The 23,677-nt window shown below is 72.2% G+C and carries 16 protein-coding genes; 11 read left to right on the plus strand and 5 right to left on the minus strand.

The genetic code is table 11. The features are described from left to right. Window positions 1-4 precede the first annotated feature (4 nt). Entirely contained in the window at window positions 5-397 is a 393-nt protein-coding gene (locus tag ACPXB1_RS28250) for a PH domain-containing protein (RefSeq protein WP_306272564.1), read from the minus strand. Window positions 398-612: 215 nt separating this feature from the next. On the opposite strand from ACPXB1_RS28250, the gene ACPXB1_RS28255 reads away from it, so the two are divergent. Then, window positions 613-3,174 carry an EAL domain-containing protein gene (locus ACPXB1_RS28255; protein ID WP_425736018.1) on the plus strand — a complete coding sequence of 854 codons (2,562 nt, stop codon included), beginning with the start codon at window positions 613-615 and terminating at the stop codon, window positions 3,172-3,174. 19 nt (window positions 3,175-3,193) lie between these two features. On the opposite strand, the gene ACPXB1_RS28260 is transcribed toward ACPXB1_RS28255, so the two are convergent. Continuing rightward, complete coding sequence (locus ACPXB1_RS28260; RefSeq protein ID WP_355593564.1) at window positions 3,194-4,213, minus strand: LacI family DNA-binding transcriptional regulator; 1,020 nt, start codon at window positions 4,211-4,213, stop codon at window positions 3,194-3,196. Window positions 4,214-4,543: 330 nt separating this feature from the next. Here ACPXB1_RS28260 and ACPXB1_RS28265 point away from each other — a divergent pair, with 330 nt between their 5' ends. The 3 genes from ACPXB1_RS28265 (at window position 4,544) to ACPXB1_RS28275 (ending at window position 9,101) form a co-directional block, all read left to right on the plus strand. Continuing rightward, a complete protein-coding gene (locus tag ACPXB1_RS28265) occupies window positions 4,544-6,982 on the plus strand; it encodes a glycoside hydrolase family 2 protein (RefSeq protein ID WP_355593566.1) in 2,439 nt (812 codons plus the stop codon). 74 nt (window positions 6,983-7,056) lie between these two features. Beyond that, entirely contained in the window at window positions 7,057-7,395 is a 339-nt protein-coding gene (locus tag ACPXB1_RS28270) for an ArsR/SmtB family transcription factor (RefSeq protein ID WP_013284484.1), read from the plus strand. 65 nt (window positions 7,396-7,460) lie between these two features. Further along, window positions 7,461-9,101 carry a SulP family inorganic anion transporter gene (locus ACPXB1_RS28275; protein ID WP_425736020.1) on the plus strand — a complete coding sequence of 547 codons (1,641 nt, stop codon included), beginning with the start codon at window positions 7,461-7,463 and terminating at the stop codon, window positions 9,099-9,101. A gap of 127 nt (window positions 9,102-9,228) precedes the next feature. Here the strand turns inward: ACPXB1_RS28275 and ilvD are convergent, their stop codons facing one another. Beyond that, window positions 9,229-11,076, minus strand: coding sequence for a dihydroxy-acid dehydratase (gene ilvD / locus ACPXB1_RS28280; RefSeq protein WP_355593568.1), 1,848 nt, complete (start codon window positions 11,074-11,076; stop codon window positions 9,229-9,231). 127 nt (window positions 11,077-11,203) lie between these two features. Here ilvD and ACPXB1_RS28285 point away from each other — a divergent pair, with 127 nt between their 5' ends. The 5 genes from ACPXB1_RS28285 (at window position 11,204) to serA (ending at window position 19,290) form a co-directional block, all read left to right on the plus strand. Next, a complete protein-coding gene (locus ACPXB1_RS28285; protein ID WP_425736021.1) occupies window positions 11,204-13,558 on the plus strand; it encodes a putative bifunctional diguanylate cyclase/phosphodiesterase in 2,355 nt (784 codons plus the stop codon). 187 nt (window positions 13,559-13,745) lie between these two features. Continuing rightward, complete coding sequence (locus ACPXB1_RS28290; RefSeq protein ID WP_355593572.1) at window positions 13,746-15,626, plus strand: acetolactate synthase large subunit; 1,881 nt, start codon at window positions 13,746-13,748, stop codon at window positions 15,624-15,626. A gap of 58 nt (window positions 15,627-15,684) precedes the next feature. Next, entirely contained in the window at window positions 15,685-16,200 is a 516-nt protein-coding gene (gene ilvN, locus ACPXB1_RS28295; protein WP_053652387.1) for an acetolactate synthase small subunit, read from the plus strand. 94 nt (window positions 16,201-16,294) lie between these two features. Further along, window positions 16,295-17,308, plus strand: a complete 1,014-nt coding sequence (ilvC, locus tag ACPXB1_RS28300) for a ketol-acid reductoisomerase (RefSeq protein ID WP_053652388.1) — start codon at window positions 16,295-16,297, stop codon at window positions 17,306-17,308. A 383-nt stretch (window positions 17,309-17,691) separates the two neighbouring features. Further along, window positions 17,692-19,290 (plus strand): phosphoglycerate dehydrogenase, encoded by a 1,599-nt coding sequence (gene serA, locus ACPXB1_RS28305; protein WP_053652389.1) that lies wholly within the window; start codon window positions 17,692-17,694, stop codon window positions 19,288-19,290. Between the two features lie 84 nt (window positions 19,291-19,374). Here serA and ACPXB1_RS28310 read toward each other — a convergent pair whose 3' ends face one another. Next, on the minus strand, window positions 19,375-19,731 hold the full coding sequence (locus ACPXB1_RS28310; RefSeq protein ID WP_355593575.1) for a hypothetical protein: 357 nt from the start codon (window positions 19,729-19,731) through the stop codon (window positions 19,375-19,377). 400 nt (window positions 19,732-20,131) lie between these two features. Then, window positions 20,132-20,974 (minus strand): FAD:protein FMN transferase, encoded by an 843-nt coding sequence (locus ACPXB1_RS28315; RefSeq protein WP_355593577.1) that lies wholly within the window; start codon window positions 20,972-20,974, stop codon window positions 20,132-20,134. 224 nt (window positions 20,975-21,198) lie between these two features. Here ACPXB1_RS28315 and ACPXB1_RS28320 point away from each other — a divergent pair, with 224 nt between their 5' ends. Beyond that, a complete protein-coding gene (locus ACPXB1_RS28320) occupies window positions 21,199-22,233 on the plus strand; it encodes a 3-isopropylmalate dehydrogenase (RefSeq protein WP_355593579.1) in 1,035 nt (344 codons plus the stop codon). A gap of 161 nt (window positions 22,234-22,394) precedes the next feature. After that, complete coding sequence (locus ACPXB1_RS28325; protein WP_355593581.1) at window positions 22,395-23,492, plus strand: branched-chain amino acid aminotransferase; 1,098 nt, start codon at window positions 22,395-22,397, stop codon at window positions 23,490-23,492. Window positions 23,493-23,677: the final 185 nt, after the last annotated feature.

Here is a 23,677-nt window from a genome sequence, read left to right on the forward strand (position 1 = left end):
GCTATTACTGGTCGGGGGTTTCGGTCGCCTCGCTCGGCAGCGTCTGGCCGGTGGCCGAGACCAGCCGGGGCAGGTCCGTGCCGCGCACCGCGGGCAGGACGACCTGCTGACCGTCGTCGAGCCGGGCGACCGCCCGACCGCGCGGATCGGTGGCCAGCTCGACGATGTGGTCCCAGTCGATCCGGCGTTGCCCCAGCAGCGCGCGCAGGCGCAGCTCCCGGGGGTTGGCGTCGGTGCCGGCCCGCCAGGCCCACACCCCGACGGCGAGCGGGACGAGCAACACCGGCAGCAGGTACGTCCGGGCGTTGGCCAACGGAAGGGCGCCGACGAAGGCGACGAGCGCGGCGGCCAGGATGGCTTGGTTGTACCGGAAGCGGACGGTGTCGGGCGTACTCACCCTGCGATGATCCCACCTCGGGCCGGTCGGGCTCACGGCGGGCGGTGCCGCGCCGACCCGGCGCCCGTACAGTGACGCAGGTCACTGCCCATGTCGGTGGCTGACGCGTAACCGATCTGCCCGCCGGTCGTTTTGAACTGACGGGCAGTGGACCCGCAACGTCCACCGTCTCGCATCGCCGCACCGCCCCGTGCCCCCTCACGAAGGCGACCGCCGTGCCCCTCGCGTACCCGTTCCGTGTCCTCGTCCCCCGTCGGGCGGCACCGGAGGCCGCCGTGCTCGCGGCCGCCGCGCTGCTCGTCCTCGCCGGCGCCGCCGGCCTGGTCCCGGCCTCGGTGGTGATCGCGCTCGCCGGGGGCGCGGGTGCCACGCTCGCCGGGGTACGCCTCACCCGCCTGGCTGGCCGCCGCCGTGCCGCGGTGACCCACAGTGACCTGGCGTCGACCGAGCCGTCCCCGCTGGCGCTGGGAGTGCTGCTCGACGGGGCGGTCGTGGCTGCCGGTCTCACCGCCGCCACGTTGCCGCTGATCGACACCGGGCAGCGCGCCGCCGCCCTGGCGGGTGCGCTGATCGTGGTGGCAGCGTCCGCTGCCGGGCTGCTCCGGCTGCCGGGCCGGCCATCGCAGTGGGCAGTGGTCCGGCTGCGGGGGCCGGTGTCGGCGACCGCTCCGGCGGTGGGGCTGGCGCTCGCAGGCTGGCTGCTGCTTCCCGGCGACGTCGTCTCGGCACCGGTCCGGCTTGTCGGCGCTCTGGCGCTCGGCGGGCTGGGCATGGCCGCGCTCAACGCGTTCACCGGGCGGGGCCGACGCTCGGGTGCCGGCATCTGTCGTGGCGGGATCTTGCTCATCCTGCTCGCGCTGGCGCTGCTGATCATCCTGCCGCCCGTGGACGCGGGTCGGGCGGCGCTTGTGGCAGTGCCGCCGCTGGTGCTCGGGATGCTGCTTACCGCGTTCGGGGCGGATGCCGCGGTGGCCACGGGTGGTGTGCGGCCGACCGTCGGTCCCGCCGCGCTGAGCTGGCCCCGGGTGGTGCTTCCCGCGGCGGTGTTGCTGCTGGTGGTGGGCCTGCACGCCGCTTCCGGCGGCACACCGGACCGGACGAGCGTGCTGCTGGCCCTGGCTGCGGTGCCGCCGCTGGTGCTGCGGGAACTGCTGGGCGGTGCCGACGCGGCCACCGGCGAACGGCCCGCCGCGCACCGCCGCCGTACCGGCCGCGCCCTCCGCCAGCCGGGGCGCCTGCGCTGGCCGGGAACGCCGGACGACCGGGCCGCGCCGCCTGCGGACGCCAGCGCGCCCGGCCTCGAAGAGACCTGGCCGCCCGGTGGCACCTCGACGGGCAGCCACGAGACTTGGCCGTCCGGCGACGCCGGCACCTCGACGGGCAGCCACGAGACCTGGCCGTCCGGCGACGCCGGCACCTCGACGGGCAGCGACGCGCCCTGGCCGTCCGGAGATGATGCCGACACCTCGATCAGCGGTATGGCGTGGCCCGACTGTGGTGTCGCCTGGTCACCGTCCGGCCGTGGGTCGGTGTCGGGCGGCGACGGTCCGGCCGACCGGGCGGCTCTGCTGGACGCGCTTGCCTCGATCGGCGAAGTGCCGGCGCCGGCCGGCGCGCTGCTGCTTGTGGACCTGCACGGCGCCGACGGGCTCGGTCCGGTGGCCCGGGAGGACATCCTGGCCGAGGCGGTCCTGCGAGTCCGTGCGGTAGTCGCGCCCGGTGACCTGGTCACCGGCTGCACAGGCACCGGCTTCGCCGTGGTCACAGCTGCCGGCCCGGTGCTGGCGTACGCGCTGGGCACCCGGCTGCTGGCCGCGCTCACCCCGCCGTACCGGTGGGGCGGTTCGGTGCTGCGGGTGCAGACGAGCATCGGGCTGGCCGAGGTTGGCGGTGCCGGGCCGGCGGACGTGCTCCGGCAGGCCGAGCTGGCCCGGCGACGCGCGGTCCAGCTGGGTCGGGACCGGGTCGAGTGGTACGACGCGTTCCTGGAGGAGCAGTTGGTGCGTCGGCTCGACCTGGAGCGCGAGTTGCCGGGTGCTGTCGCGCGGGGCGAGCTGGATCTGGTCTACCAGCCGGTGGTGGACCTGGCCGACCGGCAGCCGGTGGGCGCTGAGGCGTTGCTGCGCTGGCGGAGCCCGGTGCTCGGCACTGTGCTTCCGGCCGAGCTGCTGCCTGTCGCCGAGGATCTGGACCTGGTCGGGGAGTTGGAGTGGTGGGTGTTGGACCGGGCCTGCCGGCAGTTGGCCGACTGGTCGACGGGCAGCCGCGAGCTGTGGATGGCCGTCAACGTCACCACGCGGGAGCTGACCACCCCCGATTTCGTGCAGCGCGTCGCGGCTGTGCTCGCCGCGTACGGGGTGTCGCCGGAGCGGCTGGTGGTGGAGGTGGCGGAGCCGCGGATCGGTGGCGACCTGTCGACGGTGGTGGCCCGGCTGGCCGGGTTGCGCTCACTTGGTGTCCGTACGGCGCTTGACGACTTCCGGGCCGAGCACGCCTCGCTGGCCCACCTGCGCCGGCTGCCCATCGACCTGTTGAAGGTCGGCCCGGGCCTGGTGGGCGCGCAGTCGGCCGGGCAGCCGCCGCTGATCGACGTGGTGGTCAACGTGGGTGAACGGCTGGGTGTGGAGATCGTCGCCGAGGAGTTGGAGTCACCGATCCAGGTGGAGGGGGCGCACCGGGCCGGCTGCCACTACGGGCAGGGTTTCGCGCTGGCCCGTCCGGCCACCGCCGAGCGGGTCGAGGCGTACTTCGAGGAGTTTCCGTCGGCATCCCGCTGACCCCGTATGCTGAACCGGTTCACCGCTGTCGGGGCGGTGCGGTGCTACCGCGCGGCGTGAGGTGCGGTGTCTCGTCCTGAACACGGGTCGCGGGCTGCCCGGCGATGACGGCGAGCAGTTGGCGGGCGGCGTGCGCCCCGTACGCCGGGATGTCGCGGCCCAGGGCCGTGAGGGGCGGGTGCACGAGCCGGCAGAGTGGTGAGTCGTCCCAGGCCACTATGGACAGGTCGTCCGGCACGGTGAGCCCCATCTCCTGGGCGACGGAGAGCCCGGCGATCGCCATCACGTCGTTGTCGTAGATGACGGCGGTGGGCCGCTGGGCGGAGCTGAGCAGGCGGCGGGTGGCCCGGCCGCCCTCCTCTCCGGTGTAGTCGGACCAGACGGTGACCGCGTCGACCAGGCCGAGCCGTTGGCACACCGCAGTGAAAGCCTCGGTGCGGATCTCGGTGTGTCGCAGGTCGGGCAGGCCACCGACCCGGGCGATCCGTCGGTGCCCGAGGGCGACCAGGTATTCCACGGTCTCGGTGAGCGCTGCGGCGTCGTCGGACCAGAGGCTGGCCAGCTCCCCGGTGCCGCCCGGCCCGCCGATGACCACTGCCGGCAGCTGGAGCTGTTCCAGGGCGGGGATGCGCCTGTCGTCGGTGCGCAGGTCGCAGACGAGCACCCCGTCCACCCGGCGCTCGGCCCACCAGCGCCGGTAGACAGCTATCTCGGCGTCGTGGTCGGCCACGACCTGCAGGGTCAGCGCGTACGAGCGGGCGGAGAGTTCCGCCTCGACGCCACTGATCAGCTCCATGAAGAACGGCTCGATGCCCAGTATCCGGGCCGGTCGGCAGAGTGCCAGGCCGACGGCCTCGGCGGTGGCGGCGGAGAGCGCACGGGCGGCGCTGCTCCGGCTGAACCCGATCTCGGTGGCGATGGCGAGGATGCGTTGCCTGGTGGCCTCGGAGACGCCGGGCTGCCCGTTCAGCGCGTACGACACGGCGCCCTTGGAGACGCCGGCACGTCGGGCGACGTCGGCGATTGTCGGCCGCTTCACCGGCGTGCTCCTCCGCTCCTGCCCCGGGGTCTCGGGGTGCTGACCGTGCCATGGCCGTGGCCGGCCGTGGGCCGCGCGTCGGCGGCCCCAACGTAGCGCAACCGGCGGCGCCCGGCCGTCCGCGCCGTCAGCGAGGGGTTTGCTTGCCCGGTTCAGCGTACGTTAACCGGCCGTTGACACGCCTGGAACCGGTTCGTACGGTGACAGAACTTATCCGGTTCAGTCAACGTCCCCGACGCCTGAGGGGCGTTCGCTACCGTTCCTGCTGGTCATGCTGTTCATCGGTGGACGTCAGATCGTCCGCGGAATCATGGAAGGCGCGGTGAGGTCGTGACTCCGTTGCACGAGGGCTGGACCCTGCGGGCGGTACCCGGACCGCAGGTCCCGGACGGGATCGCCGACCGGGCGGTGCCGGCCACAGTGCCCGGCTGCGTGCACACCGACCTGCTCGCCGCCGGCCTGATCCCCGATCCGTACCTCGACGACAACGAACTGGCGCTCGCCTGGATCGGCCGCACCGACTGGGTCTACCAGACCACGTTCGTCCACCGGCCCGGCGACGACGAGCGCGTCGACCTGGTCTGCGCCGGCCTGGACACGGTCGCCACCATCACAGTCAACGGCGTCGAGGTCGGCCGTACCGCGAACATGCACCGCGGCTACCGGTTCGACGTGCGCTCGCTGCTGCGCGACGGCGACAACGACCTCGTCGTCGCGTTCGACTCCGCGTACCGGTACGCCGAGGCGCAGCGGGACCGGCTCGGCGACCGGCCCAACGCCTACCCGGAGCCCTTCAACTTCATCCGCAAGATGGCCTGCAACTTCGGCTGGGACTGGGGGCCGACGCTCGTCACAGCGGGCATCTGGCAGGACATCGGCCTGCACGCCTGGTCCACGGCCCGGCTGGCCACCGTCCGCCCGCTTGTCACACTGGACGGCCGGGACGGGCGGGTCGAGCTGCACGTCGAGGTCGAGCGGGTCGCGGCCGTCCCGCTGACGGTCCGCGCCACGGTCGCCGGAGTCCACGCCGAGGTCGTCGTCCCGGCCTGGCAGCGCACTGCCGTGCTCACACTCACCGTCGGAGAGCCCGCACTGTGGTGGCCCCGGGGGTACGGCGAGCAGACGCGCCACCCGCTAGAGGTGACCCTGTACGCCCCGGACGGCGAAGCCCTGGACACCTGGTCCCATCGGATCGGCTTCCGCTCGGTGCGACTGGACACCACGACCGACGAGCACGGCACCCCGTTCGTGTTGTCGGTGAACGACGTCCCGGTCTTCGTACGCGGCGTCAACTGGATCCCCGACGACGTGTTTCCCACCCGGATCAACCGGGACCGGCTGGCGCAGCGGTTCGACCAGGCAGCCGGCGCCAACATCAACCTGCTGCGCGTCTGGGGCGGTGGCCGGTACGAGTCGGACGACTTCTACGACCTCGCTGACTCCCTCGGCATGCTGGTGCAGCAGGACTTCCTGTTCGCCTGCGCGGCGTACCCGGAGGAGGAGCCGTTGCGCAGCGAGGTGGCCGCCGAGGCCGCCGAGCAGGTGACCCGGCTGGCGCCGTACCCCTCGCTGGTGCTCTGGACCGGCAACAACGAGAACATCTGGGGCTGGCACGACTGGGGCTGGCAGGAGGCCCTCGCGGGGCGTACCTGGGGTCGTGGCTACTACCTCGACGTGTTGCCCCGGATCGTCGGCGCGCTCGACCCGACCCGCCCGTACTGGCCGGGCAGCCCCTGGTCGGGCAGCGAGGCGATCCACCCCAACGACCCGGCGCACGGCACCACGCACATCTGGGACGTGTGGAACACCGACGACTACACCAGATACCGGGAGTACGTGCCGCGCTTCGTCGCCGAGTTCGGCTACCAGGCCCCACCCGCGTACGCGACGTTGCGCCGGTCGCTGTCCGACGACCCTCTCGCGCACGACTCGCCGGGCATGGCCCACCACCAGAAGGCGGCCGACGGGGACGCGAAGCTGCAACGCGGTCTGGACGCGCACCTGCCGCCGCCCGCCGACTTCGACGACTGGCACTACCTCACGCAGCTCAACCAGGCCCGCGCCATCCAACTCGGCGTGGAGCACTTCCGCTCCCACCGGGATGTCTGCGCCGGCACCATCGTGTGGCAGCTCAACGACTGCTGGCCGGTCACCTCCTGGTCGGCAGTCGACGGTGACGGCCGGCGCAAACCACTATGGTACGCGCTGCGAAACGCGTACGCCGACCGGCTGCTCACCGTGCAGCCGCGTGACGGAGGGCTGGCCCTGGTGGCGGTCAACGAGACCGCGCAGGCGTGGACCGGGCCGGCCACCATCACCCGACTCGCCCTCACCGGGGAGCCGAGGGCGAAGACCTCGGTCGACCTCGACGTTCCGGCGTACTCCTCGGTGGTGCTGGCGCTGCCGGCGGAGCTGGCGCGGCCGGACGAGGGTCGCGCCGAACTGCTGGTCGCGGAGGCCGGGGACAGCGCGGAGCGTGCGCTGTGGTTCTTCGCCGAGGACCGCGACGTCGACTGGCCGGCGGCGGCGTGGGACGCGACGGTCGAGCCGGTCGACGGCGGCCAGCAGGTCCGGGTGACCGCCCGGACGGTCCTGCGCGACCTGACGCTGTTTCCGGACCGGCTCGATCCGGTCGCGCAGGTCGACCGGGCGCTGGTGACGCTGCTGCCGGGGGAGAGCGCCGTGTTCACGGTGCGTGCGTCCGGCCCGCTCGACCCCGTGGCGCTCACCTGCCGTCCGGTGCTGCGCTGCGTCAACGACCTCACCTGAGCCGGCCGTCATCTCCGTCGATTTGAAGACTTTTGCAAGTGGTAAAGTCTTCAGAGTCGTCGGAGGGGTGAGTCATGTCGGTGCCGCTGTACCAGGCGAAGGCGGAGCTGTTCCGGACCCTCGGGCACCCGGTCCGCATCCGGGTGCTCGAACTGCTCCAGGACGGGCCCAAGCCGGTCCGGGACCTGCTTGCCGCCATCGACGTGGAGGCATCGAACCTCTCCCAGCAACTCGCCGTGCTGCGGCGGGCCGGCATGGTCACCTCGTACCGGGACGGCCCCCTGGTCATGTACGCGCTCAGCACCCCCGACGTGGCCGACCTGCTCGCCGCCGGGCGGCGCATCCTCGGCGCGGTCCTCACCGACCGGGACGCCCTGCTTGACGAACTACGGGCCTCGGGGACCGACCGGTGAGTGCGGCACCCGGCTCGGCGGCCGGCCGTCGTCGCGGCGCACAGGCCGTACGGCAGGCGGGCCGGCTGTTCGGCGGGCTGCTGCCCCGCCGGACCGACTGGGAGAACGCGCGTTGCTCACCTCGGCGCGACCTCGTCGCCGGGCTCACAGTGGCAGTGGTGGCCCTGCCCCTCGCGCTCGCCTTCGGTGTCACCTCCGGGCTCGGCGCGCAGGCCGGCCTTGTCACCGCAGTTGTCGCCGGGGCTGTCGCGGCGGTCTTCGGCGGCTCCAACCTCCAGGTCTCCGGTCCCACCGGCGCGATGACAGTGGTGCTGGTGCCCGTGGTGCAGCAGTTCGGCGCCGGTGGCGTGCTGATGGTCGGCGCGCTGGCCGGGCTGATCCTGATCGCGCTCGCACTGGCCCGCCTGGGCCGCTACGTCCGCTACCTGCCCACCCCTGTGATCGAGGGCTTCACCGCCGGCATCGCCGTGGTCATCGCGTTGCAACAGGTGCCGGCCGCGCTCGGTGTCGCCGGCGCGCACGGCGAGAAGGTGTGGGCGGTGGCCGCCGACGCGGTCGCCCGGTTCGCCGCGCAGCCCCGGCCCGCCGCGATCGCAGTGGCGCTCGGCGTGGCCGCGCTGATGCTGCTCGGCGGCCGGTGGCGACCCGCCGTGCCGTTCTCCCTGGTCGGAGTGGCCGCCGCCACGATCCTCGCCGAGTTGGCTCCGATCGACCTGGCCCGGATCGGCGAGCTGCCGCAAGGGCTGCCCGCGCCGTCGCTGGACTTCATCGACGTCGGCGCGCTCGGCACGCTGCTACCGAGCGCCGTGGCCGTGGCCGCGCTCGCCGCCCTGGAGAGTCTGCTCTCCGCGACAGTGGCGGACGGGATGACAGTCGGCGAACGCCACGACCCCGACCGGGAACTGTTCGGCCAGGGCCTTGCCAACCTCGCCTCCCCGGTCTTCGGGGGCATCCCGGCGACCGCCGCCATCGCCCGTACGGCGGTGAACGTGCGCGCCGGGGCGTCCTCGAAGCTCGCCGCGCTCACCCACGCCGTCGCCCTCGCCGCGATAGTGCTCGCCGCCGCCCCGCTCGTCGGCCGCATCCCGCTCGCCGCACTGGCCGGGGTGCTGCTCGCCACCACAGTCCGGATGGTGGAGGCGGCCTCCCTGCTGGCGCTGATGCGGGCCACCCGCGCCGACGCGGTGGTGCTGGTGCTGACGTTCGCTGTCACTGTGATCTGGGACCTGGTGACAGCCGTGGTCGTCGGGCTCGCCGTCGCCGTCGTCCTGGCGCTGCGCGCTGTCGCCCGCAGCGCCCGGCTGGAACAGGTCCCCCTGGACACCGGCGAGCACAGCGCCGAGGAGCACGCGCTTCTCGCCGAGCACATCGTCGCGTACCGGCTGGACGGGCCGCTCTTCTTCGCCGCCGCCCACACCTTCCTGCTGGAGCTGGCCGAGGTGGCCGACGTGCGGGTGGTGATCCTGCGGATGTCCCGCGTCTCCACGATCGACGCCACAGGCGCCCAGGTGCTCGGCGACGCCATCGCCCGGCTGCGCGCCCGGGGGATCACGGTGCTGCTCTCCGGCATCACCCCGGGCCACGACCAGGTGCTCAGCGTTCTCGGTGTCGCCGACGAACTGCGTCACGAGGGCCTTGTCTTCCCGGACACCCCGTCCGCCATCCGGTACGCCAGGGGTGTGGCCCTCGCCGCGCGCCCGGCCTAGACGCCCGCCCTGCACCACGGCCCCGACCCCGGTTCGCGTCACGGATCCGAGGTGTCTTCACGGATGCGAGGTGTTAGGAAGGGCCCCCTCCTATACCTGAGGCGTTAAGAGGGGGCCCTTCCTTACTTCACTCGGGGACGCGGCGGTAGGCGCCGTCGCTGGCCGACGTGGCCATCGAGGCGTACGCGCGCAGTGCCGCCGACACCGGACGCTGCCGGTCGACAGGGGTGTACGGCTTGTCGCGCTTCTCCTCGGCCACCCGGCGCGCCTCCAACTCGTCGGCGGGCACGTTCAGCTCGATGGAGCGGCCCGGGATGTCGATGACGATCTCGTCACCGTTGCGGACCAGGGCGATCAACCCACCGGAGGCGGCCTCGGGGGAGGCGTGCCCGATGGAGAGCCCGGACGTGCCGCCGGAGAAGCGGCCGTCGGTGAGCAGCGCGCAGGAGCGGCCCAGCCCTCGTCCCTTCAGGAACGAGGTCGGGTAGAGCATCTCCTGCATGCCGGGGCCGCCCTTCGGGCCCTCGTACCGGATCACCACGACGTCCCCGGCGACGATCTCCTTGGCGAGGATCGCCGTCACGGCGTCGTCCTGCGACTCGTAGACCTTCGCCGGTCCACGGAAGGTCAGGCACTCCTCCGGCACGCCGGCGGTCTTCACCACGCAGCCTTCCGGGGCGAGGTTGCCGAACAGGATCGCCAGACCACCGTCGGCGGAGTAGGCGTGCTCGCGGTCGCGGATGCAGCCCTCGGCCGCGTCGGTGTCCAATGTCGACCAGCGGTTGGTGGTGGAGAACGGTTCGGTGGTGCGCACCCCGCCGGGCGCGGCGTGGAACAGCTCGACCGCCGTCTGCGTGGGTGAGCCGCCGCGGACGTCCCAGTCGGTAAGCCACTGTGCCAGCGAGGGGGAGTGCACGGCGTGCACGTCGCGGTTGAGCTGCCCGGCGCGGTCCAGCTCACCGAGGATGGCGGGGATGCCACCGGCCCGGTGGACGTCCTCCATGTGGTAATTCGGGGAGTTCGGCGCGACCTTTGCCAGGCAGGGAACCCGCCGGGAGATGGCGTCGATGTCGGCGACGCCGAAGTCCATTTCCGCCTCGCGGGCGGCGGCGAGCAGGTGCAGCACCGTGTTCGTGGAGCCGCCCATCGCCACGTCCAGGGCCACCGCGTTCTCGAAGGCGGCCTTGGAGGCGACGGTGCGGGGCAGCACCGAGTCGTCGTCACCGTCGTACCACCGCTTGGCGATCTCCACGACGGTGCGGCCGGCCTCGACGAAGAGCGACCGGCGCGCGGCGTGGGTGGCAAGCGTCGAGCCGTTGCCGGGCAGTGCCAGCCCGATCGCCTCGGTGAGGCAGTTCATCGAGTTGGCGGTGAACATGCCGGAGCAGGAGCCGCAGGTGGGGCATGCGGAGCGCTCGATCTCGCCGAGCTGGTCGTCGGTGACGGCCTCGTTGGAGGAGGCGATCATCGCGTCGATCAGGTCGATCTTGGAGTGCACGATGCCCTCGATCGCCGTCGTCTTGCCGGCTTCCATCGGGCCGCCGGAGACGAAGACGGTGGGGATGTTGAGTCGCAGCGCGGCCAGCAGCATGCCGGGGGTGATCTTGTCGCAGTTGGAGATGCAGACAAGGGCGTCGGCGCAGTGCGCGTTGACCATGTATTCCACCGCGTCGGCGATCAGCTCCCGGCTGGGCAGCGAGTAGAGCATGCCGCCGTGGCCCATGGCGATGCCGTCATCGACAGCGATGGTGTTGAACTCCCGCCCTACCCCGCCGGCCTCGGCCACCGCGTCGGCGACCAGGCCACCCATGTCCTTGAGGTGGACGTGGCCCGGCACGAACTGGGTGAAACTGTTGGCGATGGCGACGATCGGCTTGCCGAAATCGTCGTCGGTCATCCCGGTGGCCCGCCAGAGGGCCCGGGCGCCGGCCATCGTCCGACCGTGTGTGGAAGTCCTCGACCGCAGCTCAGGCATGCGTACCAGCATGCCACCGTCCGCGCACGGGCCGTCCGGTGTGTGTGCCGTGTCCCAACAGATGCACATCAGGTCCCCACGGCGCGTGCCCATCCGGCACTCTTGAGACGTGCATCTCCCCCCGGGCATGGTCGCCGTCGCGGCGCTGAGCGGGCTGGTCGCCGTCGCGGCCACCGTGCTGCTGACGATGGTCGCCCGGCGCCGCACTGGCCTGCACCGGCCGGCGCACGTGCTGCTCGCGGCGGCCGCCGGGGTGTCCCTGGTCAGCCTGCTTGCCGGCATGGTTGCGGTGCTCTCCGCGAGCGACCACTGGGCGCACGAGCAGGGCCTGCGCACCGGTTGGGCCACCGCTGCGGCGGTCGGCACCGCGCTGAGCGGGTTGGCCTTCGCAGCCGGCCTGCTCCGGCTGCCGGGGGTGGCCGCCACGACGGCGGGGACGGCCCGGCTCGCCCTGGACAGCGTGACCATGGCGGCGGCGCTGTGGTTCGTCGGCTGGGTGATCTTCTCCGAACCGACCCGGCTGCTGGGCGCCGCCACCCCGATGGCCTGCCCGGCGATAGTGGTGGCCACGGTCAGCGCCGCGCTCGGCGCGGGGCTCGCCGTGATCGTGGTCTTCCGGGCTGCCGCCCCGCGTCGCGGCCTGACGGTGCTGACCGCCGGGATCAGCGCGGTGAGCTGCGGCGGCCTGGGTCTCAGCGCCGGGCTCTGCCAGGCCGGGCCGACCATGGCGTTGGCCGGCGCTGCGGTGCTGGCCGCAGGTCTGCTGGCCGTCGCCTTGGCTGTGTACCGGGACGACAGGCCCAGGCAGATCGAACTGGACCTGATCGGGCGCGACGGCGAATACGCTGTGGTTCCGATGGTGGCGATGGCCGCGTCGGCGACCTACCACCTCCTGCAGGACGGCCAGTTCACCGCGCCGGGCATCGTGGCCGGCATCGTGGAGGGCTTCGCGCTTGTCGCCCGGCAGTACGTCACCCTCAAGGACGTCCGGGACTACGCCGGCCGGCTGGCCGAGCGGGAGGCGCACTTTCGCGAGCTGGCCCACACCGACCCGTTGACGTCGCTCGCCAACAGGCGGGGTCTGCTGCGTACGTTGCACGACAGCGCGGCGGCCGGCACCCCGTGCGTCCTGCTCAGCCTCGACCTGGACGGCTTCAAGCACGTCAACGACATGCGCGGTCACGACGTGGGCGACGCCGTTCTGGCCGAGGTGGGCAGCCGGCTGCGCGGCAACCTGCGCCCCGGCGACATGGCGGCACGGCTCGGCGGCGACGAGTTCGCCGTCCTCATGTCGGCTCGGCCGGCCGAGGCGGACCGGGTCGCCGAGCGGCTGCTGGGGGTGATCAACCGTCCGTACGACCAGGCGGAGGGGCCGGTTTTCCTGTCGGTGAGCATCGGTGTGGCCGGGTGGGCGGGCGCGCCAGACGTGGACCTGCTGCTGCGCCACGCGGACCTTGCCCTGCGCTACGCCAAGCAGCGCGGCAAGAACCGGATCGAGCGTTACGACGCCGCGTACGACCAGTTGCTGCGCCGTCGCACGACGCTGGAGCACGAGATGCGCGGTGCCATCGAGCGCGACGAGCTGCGGCTGGCCTTCCAACCGGTGGCGTCGCTGCCGTCGGTGCGGCCGGTCGGTGCCGAGGCGCTGCTCCGCTGGCACCATCCCGAGCTGGGCAACGTGCGCCCGGACGAGTTCATCCCCCTCGCCGAGGAGTGCGGGATGATCGCCACGCTCGGCGCCTGGGTGCTGCACCAGGCCTGCTACCAGCTCTCCCGGTGGCTCGCCGACGGGCACGACGTCTGGGTCTCGGTGAACGTCTCGCCCCGCGAGCTGCACGCACCCGAGTACGTGGTGCAGGTCGCCGAGGCGCTGCGCGCCCACCACGTGCCGCCGCAGCGCCTCGTGCTGGAGGTCACCGAGCACGCGGTGGCCACCGACCTGGACGAGCTGATCCGGCGGTTGACGGCGCTGCGGCTGACCGGTGTGCGGATCGCCCTCGACGACTTCGGCGCCGGGTACTCCTCGTTGGGGCAGTTGCGCCGTCTGCCGATCGACATTCTCAAGATCGACCACAGTCTGGTGGCCGAGCACGAGCCGGTCCGCCCGGTGGGCAAGGACGGCCCGGCGTTCGCCCCCATGGTCGACATCGTGATGCGGCTGGGCCATCAGTTGGGATTGGAGGTCATCGCCGAGGGTGTGACCACGCCCACCGAGTTGGCAGCGGTGGTGGCTGCCGGGTGCCGGTTCGGTCAGGGCGCCCTCTTCGGCTGGGGAGTGCCGGCCGAGCACCTGGAGGCGATGCTGGAGGCGGCCACCTCGCCGGGTGCGCGGCAGAGCCGGGTGCCCGCTCCGCGCCGGGTTCCGGGCGGTTCCGAGCAGGTCATCCCCTCTGCGGAGGGCGTGTCGGTGGCCGACGCGCCGTCGTCCGTTGACCAACATGTGAGATCAGTTGACTCATCGCGTGAGATGCGTCAGGCTTAGCCGCATGTCGTCGTACCGGTCGCTGCGAGTACTTACCTGAGCGCACTCTCCCTCATCGAGAGTGCGCTGGCCCCGTGCATCTGCACGAGGGCCGTTTTTATTGCCGTCGGAACCTGTCGCGACGGGCCCCGCCCGCCTCGCATCGCTGAACGAGCCCCAGCCATTCCAGCCGAAGGCCAGAACCACAATGACGAGACCCACGCCCGAGACCCTCGCCCACACCGCCCGGCGGGCCCGCGCGGCCGAGCCGGCCGGCACCGTCGACCCCGCCGCCCCGCGCGCCGCAGCCGTCCCGGCCGCCCCGGCGGTACGGCCTCCCGCTCCGACCGAGGTTTCCGGCGCCGGTTCGCTGGTGCGATCCCTTGAGGCCCTCGGCGTCGACGTCGTCTTCGGCATCCCCGGCGGCGCGATCCTGCCGGCGTACGACCCGCTCTACGACTCCAGCGTCCGGCACATCCTGGTCCGCCACGAGCAGGGCGCCGGTCACGCGGCGACCGGGTACGCGCAGGCCACCGGCAAGGTCGGCGTCTGCATGGCGACCTCCGGCCCGGGCGCGACAAACCTGGTCACGCCGATCGCCGACGCGTACATGGACTCGGTGCCGATGGTGGCGATCACCGGCCAGGTGGCCCGTCCGTCGATCGGCACCGACGCCTTCCAGGAGGCGGACATCCAGGGCATCACCCTGCCGATCACCAAGCACAACTTCCTCGTGCAGAGCCCCGACGAGATCCCGCAGGTGCTGGCCCAGGCGTTCCACCTGGCCAGCACGGGCCGACCCGGTCCGGTGCTTGTCGACATCCCCAAGGACGTCCTCCAGGCGTCGACGACCTTCGCCTGGCCGCCCACGCTGGACCTGCCCGGCTACCGGCCCACACTGAACCCGCACGGCAAGCAGATCCGGGAGGCGGCCCGGCTGATGGCCGCAGCCCGCCGGCCGGTGCTCTACGTGGGTGGCGGTGTGCTCAAGGCCGGCGCCACCGACGGGCTGCGCCGGCTCGCCGAGCTGACCGGCATCCCGGTCGTCACCACCCTGATGGCGCTCGGCGCCTTCCCCGACTCGCACCCGCAGCACCTGGGGATGCCCGGCATGCACGGCACCGTCTCCGCCGTGTACGGCCTGCAGAAGGCCGACCTGATCGTGGCGCTGGGCGCCCGCTTCGACGACCGCGTCACCGGCAAGCTGGACTCGTTCGCACCGGACGCGACAGTCGTGCACGCCGACATCGACCCGGCCGAGATCGGCAAGAACCGGCACGCGGACGTCCCGATCGTCGGCGACGCCCGGCACGTCATCGACGAGCTGGTCGCCGCGGTGACAGTCGAGCGGTCGGCGGGGCACACCACCGACCTGGCCGACTGGTGGACCCAGCTGGACGATCTGCGCAACCGCTACCCGCTGGGGTACGACGAACCGGCGGACGGCACGCTCTCTCCGCAGTACGTCATCAAGCGGCTGGGTGAGATCGCCGGCCCGGACACGATCTTCGTGGCCGGCGTGGGGCAGCACCAGATGTGGGCGTCCCAGTTCATCTCGTACGAGAAGCCGTACACCTGGTTGAACTCCGGTGGGCTCGGCACGATGGGCTACGCGGTGCCGGCCGCGATGGGTGCGAAGGTCGGCAAGCCGGACACCGTGGTGTGGGCGGTCGACGGCGACGGCTGCTTCCAGATGACCAACCAGGAGTTGGCCACCTGCGCGCTGGAGGGCATCCCGGTCAAGATCGCCGTGATCAACAACGGAAATCTCGGCATGGTCCGGCAGTGGCAGACGCTGTTCTACAACGAGCGGTACTCCAACACCGAACTCGGCACCCACAAGCACCGCATTCCCGACTTCGTCAAGCTCGCCGAGGCGCTGGGCTGCGTCGGGCTGCGCTGCGAGAGCCCCGACGACGTGGACAAGACCATCGCCGCCGCCATGGAGATCAACGACGCTCCGGTCGTGATCGACTTCGTGGTCGGCAAGGACGCGATGGTCTGGCCGATGGTCGCCGCCGGCACCAGTAACGACGAGATCATGTTCGCCCGTGGCGTTCGCCCGGCCTTCGACGAGGATGACATCTAGTCATGGCCGAATGCACCGAGCGCAGCGAGGGCCATGAGGGCATGACAAAGGAGACGCAGTGACCATGCACACCCTGTCCGTGCTCGTGGAGAACAAGCCGGGCGTGCTCGCCCGCGTCTCCGGCCTGTTCTCCCGGCGCGGGTTCAACATCGACAGCCTCGCCGTCGGCGAGACCGAGAACCCGGACGTCTCCCGGATCACGATCGTGGTCAACGCGGACTCGTCCCCGCTGGAGCAGGTCACCAAGCAGCTCAACAAGCTCGTCAACGTGCTCAAGATCGTCGAGCTGGACGCGCAGGTCTCGGTCGCCCGGGAGTTGCTGCTGGTGAAGGTCCGCGCCGACCGGTCCGCACGGACCCAGGTGCTGGAGACGGTAAACCTGTTCCGCGCCCGGGTTGTCGACGTGGCACCGGACACGCTGACCATCGAGGCCACCGGTACGCCCGACAAGCTCGACGCTCTGCTGCGCGACCTCGAGCCCTTCGGCATCAAGGAAATGGTGCAGTCCGGGCTTGTGGCGATCGGGCGCGGCTCGCGTTCGATCACCGCCGGTCCCGCCCTGCGGGCCGCCTGACCCGCTGCCGGTCGGCCCCTGCGGGCCGTCCTCCGAATCCATCCGCACCGACCACGACGGGCCGCCCGGGCCGTCGTACGAAAGGGAAGTTCTCATGAGCGTTGAGGTTTACTACGACGACGATGCCGACCTCGGCCTGATCCAGGGCAAGAAGGTCGCGGTGATCGGCTACGGCAGCCAGGGCCACGCCCACGCGCTGTCGCTGCGTGATTCCGGCGTCGACGTGGTGATCGGTCTGCCGGAGGGCTCCAAGAGCCGTCCCAAGGCCGAGGAGCAGGGCCTGCGGGTGCTCACGCCGGCACAGGCCGCGGCCGAGGCCGACGTGATCATGGTGCTCGCGCCGGACACCGCCCAGCGCTCCCTCTACACCGAGTCGATCGCCCCGCACCTCGCCCCGGGCAAGGCCCTCTTCTTCGGCCACGGCTTCAACATCCGGTACGGGCTCATCAAGCCCCCGGCCGAGGTGGACGTGGCGATGGTCGCGCCGAAGGGCCCCGGCCACCTGGTCCGCCGCCAGTACACCGACGGCAAGGGCGTGCCCTGCCTGGTCGCCGTCGAGCAGGACGCCAGCGGCAACGCGCTCGCGCTCGCCCTCGCGTACGCCAAGGGGATCGGTGGCACCCGCGCCGGCGCGATCAAGACCACGTTCACCGAGGAGACCGAGACCGACCTCTTCGGTGAGCAGGCGGTGCTCTGCGGCGGCGCCGCGGCGCTGGTGCAGACCGGTTTCGAGGTGCTCACCGAGGCCGGCTACGCCCCCGAGGTGGCCTACTTCGAGTGCCTGCACGAGCTGAAGCTGATCGTCGACCTCATGTACGAGGGTGGCATCGCGAAGATGCGGTACAGCATCTCCGACACCGCCGAGTACGGCGACCTCTCCCGCGGCCCGCGCGTCATCGACTCCCGCGTCAAGGACGAGATGCGCAAGATCCTGGGCGAGATCCAGTCCGGCGAGTTCGCCCGCGAGTGGGTCGCCGAGGACGAGGCGGGCCGGCCCAACTTCACCAAGTGGCAGAACGAGGGCGCGGCGCACCCGATCGAGGAGACCGGCGCGAAGCTGCGCGGCATGATGAGCTGGGTCGACCGCCCGATCACCGAGACCGCCTGACGGCCTCGTAGCACCTGTCCAGCCGTCACCGACGGCTGATGATCCACCGACGGCCGGTGGCCCGGCGCTCTCCCCAGCGCGGGTCACCGGCCGTCGGCCGTACGCCTGACGCTCACCCTCTGGGATCGGGTGACAAACGCCTCGGCGGTGCCGTGACGAGCCGCAACATCGATTGCGGCCAGGTGAACGGGCCATGTCCATCGCCGGACCGGGCGTGTGAGGGCACTCACCTCGCAGACCGGAACATGCCGGCCAGCGGGGCCCTACGATCGCGGTAGGTGCGCGCAGCCGGCACCTGACGGCCACGGCACGGGACCAGCGCAGGACGCAGTGCGGCGCCCTGCCGCCCGGGCCGATCGCATACACGACCTCTACGAGGACCGATGAATCCTGTCGTACTGATCGCCGAAGAACTCGCCCCCGCCGCCATCGAGGTGCTCGCCCACGACTTCGACGTCCGGCACGTCGACGGCACCGACCGTCCGGCCCTGCTCTCGGCGCTCTCCGAGGCCGACGCCGTCATCGTGCGCAGCGCGACCCAGATCGACGCCGAGGCGATCGCCGCCGCGCCGCGACTTAAGGTGGTCGCGCGGGCGGGTATCGGCCTGGACAACGTCGAGGTGCCGGCGGCCACCGCCCGGGGCGTGATGGTCGTCAACGCTCCCACCTCGAACATCGTCTCCGCCGCCGAGCAGGCCGTCGCGCTGCTGCTGGCAGTGGCCCGCAACACCGCGAGCGCCAGCGCGGCACTCAAGGCGGGGGAGTGGAAGCGGTCCAAGTACACGGGCGTCGAGGTGCAGGGCAAGACCGTCGGTGTGGTCGGGCTCGGCCGGATCGGGGTCCTCTTCGCCTCCCGCATCGCCGCGTTCGGCACCCGGCTGATCGCGTACGACCCGTACATCCAGCCGGCCCGCGCGGCCCAGCTCGGCGTACGCCTGGTCGGGCTGGAGGAGCTGCTGCGCGAGAGCGACTTCATCTCCATCCACCTGCCGAAGACCCCGGAGACGATGGGGCTGATCGGTGAGAAGGAGCTGGCGATCGTCAAGCCGGGCGTGCGCATCGTGAACGCCGCCCGTGGTGGTCTGGTCGACGAGCAGGCGCTCGCGGACGCCATCGCCGAGGGCCGGGTCGCCGGCGCCGGTGTGGACGTGTACGCCAAGGAGCCGTGCACCTCGTCGCCGCTGTTCGCGTTCGACAACGTGGTGGCCACCCCGCACCTGGGTGCCTCCACCCACGAGGCGCAGGACAAGGCCGGCCTGGCCGTGGCCAAGAGCGTCAAGCTGGCATTGCAGGGCGAGTTCGTGCCGGACGCCGTGAACGTGCAGGCCGGCGGTGTGGTCGCCCAGGACGTCCGGCCGCTGCTGCCGCTGGCCGAGAAGCTGGGCCGGGCGTTCACCGCTGTCGCCGGTGGGGTCGCCGCGAGCGTCACCGTCGAGGTCCGTGGCGAGATCGTCGGCCACGACGTGTCGGTGCTCAAGCTGGCTGCGACGAAGGGCCTGTTCAGCTCCGTCGTCGAGGAGCAGGTCACCTACGTCAACGCCCCGCACCTGGCCGCCGAGCGCGGCGTCGAGGTCACCCTCGCGAGCCTCGCCGAGACCGCCGAGCAGCCCACACTGGTCACCGTACGCGGCGCGCTGCCGGACGGCCGGACGGTGAGCGTCTCCGGGACCGTGACCCACTCGGGCGCCCGGGACATCATCAAGCTGACCGAGGTGGACGGCTTCGACGTGGAGATCGGCGCCGAGGGCATCCTGCTCTTCCTGCGCTACGCCGACCGGCCGGGTGTCGTCGGCACCGTCGGCACCCTGCTCGGCGAGTCGGGCATCAACATCGCCGCGATGCAGGTCGCCCGGCGTGAGGCGGGCGGCGAGACGCTCATGACGCTCACCGTCGACCAGGCGCTCGGCGCCGACCTGCTCACCTCCGCGGCGGACTCGATCGGCGCGACGTCTGCCAGCGCGGCCGACCTGCGCGACGAGTAGTCGACGGCAACACGACTGGGGGCCCGGCGGTATGCCGGGCCCCTTCGTCGTACCCGGGGAGGGTTGCGGGCCGTCCCCGGTCGGTCAGTTGGTGACCCGGGTCGGCGGCGGGTAGACCGAGCCGTCCTGCGGGTCGAAGAGCATCAGCCCGTGCGTGCCGGCCAGCCGCTCGATGTCAAGCAGCACCTGGTCCGCGCAGGTCGGGTGCAGGTTCAGCTCGACATGGTCGTGGGCGGCGTGCAGGGGCGCGACGGCCCACGGGCTGTCCGGGCCGGGGTGACGGTCCGGATAGGAGGCGGTGATCGCCCGGTAGAAGGCGACAACCCGCGGGTCCGGGTAACGGTCCACGTGCCGCCCCTGCCGGCAACCGTCGACCGCTGCCCGCACGTCCTCGGGCGTCGCCCCGTCCTCCAGGGCCCACACACTCAGATCGAAACTCACGGCGGACAGCGTGCCATCCGTCGTTCACCGTGTCGAAACTGCCTCGCCGCAGCCGGATCGTCCGACCCGGGACTCGTTGCCCGCGACGGTCCGCTGTGGAGCCTCTTGCCTCGAGTTGCGTCGATTCGCTAGCGTACGACTGCGGTCACTGGCCGAGTTCGCGGCGCCGGCCCGTCTTCGGGTGGCGCGGTCGACGTCCGGCCCGTCCGGTCCGCACCCCTCGATTGCGCAAGCCACGCGCACTCGTCGCTGACCGGCCCCCACAGCCGTTGCCGAGGCGGTGGGGGCCGATCGCAGCCCGACCAGCCGCCGCGCTCAGGCGGCAGAGGCGCGAATCGGGCGGGGAGCACCGCGGGGAGACGGCGCTCGTGCGGCGCGTTTCAAGCCGGTGAGCGAGCGTTCAGCGCCGGTGGGCGAAGAGTGCGCGATAGTCGGAGCCACCACGGAACCACGCCAGGCCGGTGGGGCCTGCGGCGTAGAGCGCTGTGGCGTAGGCATCGGCGACCGCCAGGTCCGGGCCGACGACAGTGGCGGCAGCGAGCTGGGTGGCCGGTTCGCCGGTGTGGGGGTCCACCACGTGCCCCTGCCGGCCGGTCACCCCGGAGGTGCCGACGGCGCCATCGGTCATCTCCAGCACCAGCGGCGCGCGGTCGGGTTCCGTCGGGTGGTGCACTGCCACCCGCCACGGGCCGCCGTGCGGCGCCCGGCCCCGCACCACCAGGTCGGCACCGGTGAGCACCGCGTAGTCGTGCACCCCGGCAGCCCGCAGCCGAGCGGCGGCGCGTTCCACGGCCCAGCCCCCGAGCAGTCCGCCCGGGTCGAAGCCTCCGGGCACCGCCCAGGCGTCGAACCATCCGTCGGTGGCGGCGCGCATCGCCGCGCAGCGGTCCACCAGGTCGGCCAGCGGGGGGTACGACTCGGGGCTGACCTCTCCGCGGCGCAGCTTGGAGACCAGGCTCTCCGGCCGGTTCGGGCCGTAGGTCAGGTCGATGGCGCGCAGCTCCGCGACGCTGTCCCGCAGCGCTTCCCCGACGCCCCGACGGCCGAGCCACTCGGGCGCGTTGAGCAGCATCGTGTACTCCGCGGTCGCCGTGCGCACCGTGTGCTGCAGGGCGATCCGGCCCTGCGTGGCGCTGGCCGGGTCGATCTGGTGCCGGCGCCTGCCAAGTCGCAGGTCGGGCCGGCGGTTGCGGAACGCGGACGTGTCCGGCCAGCGGGTCCGCGGCTGCTCGTCGATGCGCATGGCATCTGCCCCCTCGCAGTTGGCGTCGCGGCGTGGCGAATCGCCGTTCCCGGGTCTGTTGACCCGTCGACTTCGACCGTAGGCAGCGGAGATGACCACCACATGGATCCCGGCTGAGAGGATGCTGTGGATCGGAAATCCCATATCGTGGAAGCTTCGTACCGGGAATCGGGACGAGGTCGTACCGTTGCCCGGACAGGGCAGTCGACGTAGGGAGTGCGGTCGTGGCGCGGATCGCTGTGGTGGCGGGGGACGGCATCGGACCCGAGGTGGTCACGCAGGCCCGCAAGGTCCTCGACGCGGTGCTGCCCGGCGGTGTCGAGGCCACCGAGTACGACCTCGGTGCCGCCCGCTGGCACCGTACCGGAGAGGTGTTGCCCGACTCGGTGCTGGCCGAGCTGGCCGGGCACGACGCGATCCTGCTCGGCGCGGTGGGCGACCCCACGGTGCCGCCCGGTGTCCTGGAGCGCGGGCTGCTGCTCAAGCTCCGGTTCGCCTTCGACCAGTACGTCAACCTGCGCCCGTCCCGGCTCTGGCCCGGTGTCGCCGGCCCCCTTGGCAACGTGAAGCCCGGCGAGGTCGACCTGGTGGTGGTGCGCGAGGGCACCGAGGGTCTCTACGCCGGCGCCGGCGGGTCGCTGCACCGCGACACCCCCGCCGAGGTCGCCACGGAGGAGAGCCTCAACACCCGGCACGGCGTGGAGCGGGTCATCCGTGACGCGTTCGCGCGGGCCGGCCGCCGGGAACGGCGCAAGGTCACGCTCGTGCACAAGACCAACGTGCTGACCCACGCCGGGTCGCTGTGGGCGCGCACCTTCGAGGCCGTCGCCGCCGAGCACCCGGACATCGCCACCGAGTACCAGCACGTCGACGCGGCCGCGATGTTCCTGGTCACCCAGCCGCAGCGGTACGACGTGGTGGTCACCGACAACCTGTTCGGCGACATCCTCACCGACATCGCCGCCGCGGTCACCGGTGGCATCGGCCTGGCCGCCAGCGGCTGCATCAACCCCGAGGGCACGTACCCCTCGATGTTCGAGCCCGTGCACGGCTCCGCCCCGGACATCGCCGGGCAGGGCGTCGCGGACCCGGTCGCCGCGGTGCTCTCCGCCGCGTTGCTGCTGGAGCAGCTCGGGCACGCCGACGCGGCGGCCCGGGTCAACGCGGCGGTCGCCGCCGAGCTCTCCGGTCGCACCCCGGGCGTCACGCTGCGTACCGCCGAGGTCGGCGACCGTCTCGCCGCCCACGCCGTAGCCTGACCGCCCCGGCCTCTCCAGCGCCGGGGCGGTATCCGCCTGTCCGGGCACTCAGCCCGCCCCGAGCGGCGCTTTCCGCTGAACGACCGTTCGGGGTAAGTTTTCGGCACAGCCATGTCGGCGTGCGATCCCGCATGCCGTTGTCCCGCAGGGAGGTCAGCGCGATGAGCGGTGGTGACATGCTCGACTTCGAGATCCGTCCGAATCCCGCGCCGGTATCCGCCGCCGACCGGGCCGCCCTGCTGGCCAACCCCGGCTTCGGCCGGGTGTTCACCGACCACATGGTCACCATCCGTTACGCCGAGGGCAAGGGTTGGTACGACGCCCGGGTGGAGGCACGCGCACCGATCCCGATGGACCCGGCCAGCGCCGTGCTGCACTACGCGCAGGAGATCTTCGAAGGTCTCAAGGCGTACCGGACGGCCGACGGTGGCGTGACCATGTTCCGGCCGGACGCCAACGCCGCCCGCTTCGCCAGCTCGGCGCAGCGGATGGCGATGCCGGTGCTGCCGCCCGAGGTCTTCGTCGACTCGCTGCACAAGCTCATCGAGATCGACAGGGAGTGGATCCCGACCGGCGAGGACGGCAGCCTCTACCTGCGGCCGTTCATGTTCGCCAGCGAGGTCTTCCTCGGCGTCCGTCCGTCGAACGAATACCTCTACATGGTGATCGCCTCACCGGTCGGGGCGTACTTCAGCGGCGGGGTCAAGCCGGTAACCGTCTGGGTCTCGCCGGACTACACCCGCGCCGCTCCCGGCGGCACCGGCGCGGCCAAGTGCGGCGGTAACTACGCCGCATCACTGGCCGCCCAGGCCGAGGCCATCGAGGCCGGCTGCGACCAGGTGGTCTTCCTCGACGCTGTTGAGCAACGCTTCGTCGACGAGTTGGGCGGCATGAACGTCTTCTTCGTCTACGACGACGACACAGTGGTCACCCCGCCGCTGACCGGCACGATCCTGCCGGGTATCACCCGCGACGCGGTCCTCACGCTGGCCGGGGGCGCCGGTCACCGGGTCGAGGAGCGGCCTGTCACGTTCGCCGACTGGCAGGCCGATGCGGCGAGCGGCCGGCTCCGCGAGGTCTTCGCCTGCGGCACGGCCGCGGTCATCACCCCGATCGGTGGGGTGCGCTTCCCCGACGGCGAGTTCCTCATCGGTGGCGGCGAGCCCGGCCGGGTGACGATGGCGCTGCGTCAGCAGCTTGTCGACATCCAGCGGGGCAGCGCACCCGACCCGCACGGCTGGGTGCGCCAGGTCCTCTGACACACCTCGCGTACCCGCAGCTCAGCGAAAACGGTCGGCGGCGCCGCACCCCCCCGGTCGGGCGCCCCCCCCCCCCCGCGGGCCCCGCGCCCCCCCCGCCCCCCCCCCCCCCTCCCCCGGCAGGCGCACGGGCTGAGCTTCAGCGTCCGGGACGGGGTTGCGGTGCCGCCGTCCCTGCGCAACGT

This window comes from Micromonospora sp. DT68, assembly GCF_049847245.1.
GTDB classification, from domain to species: Bacteria; Actinomycetota; Actinomycetes; order Mycobacteriales; family Micromonosporaceae; genus Micromonospora; species Micromonospora profundi.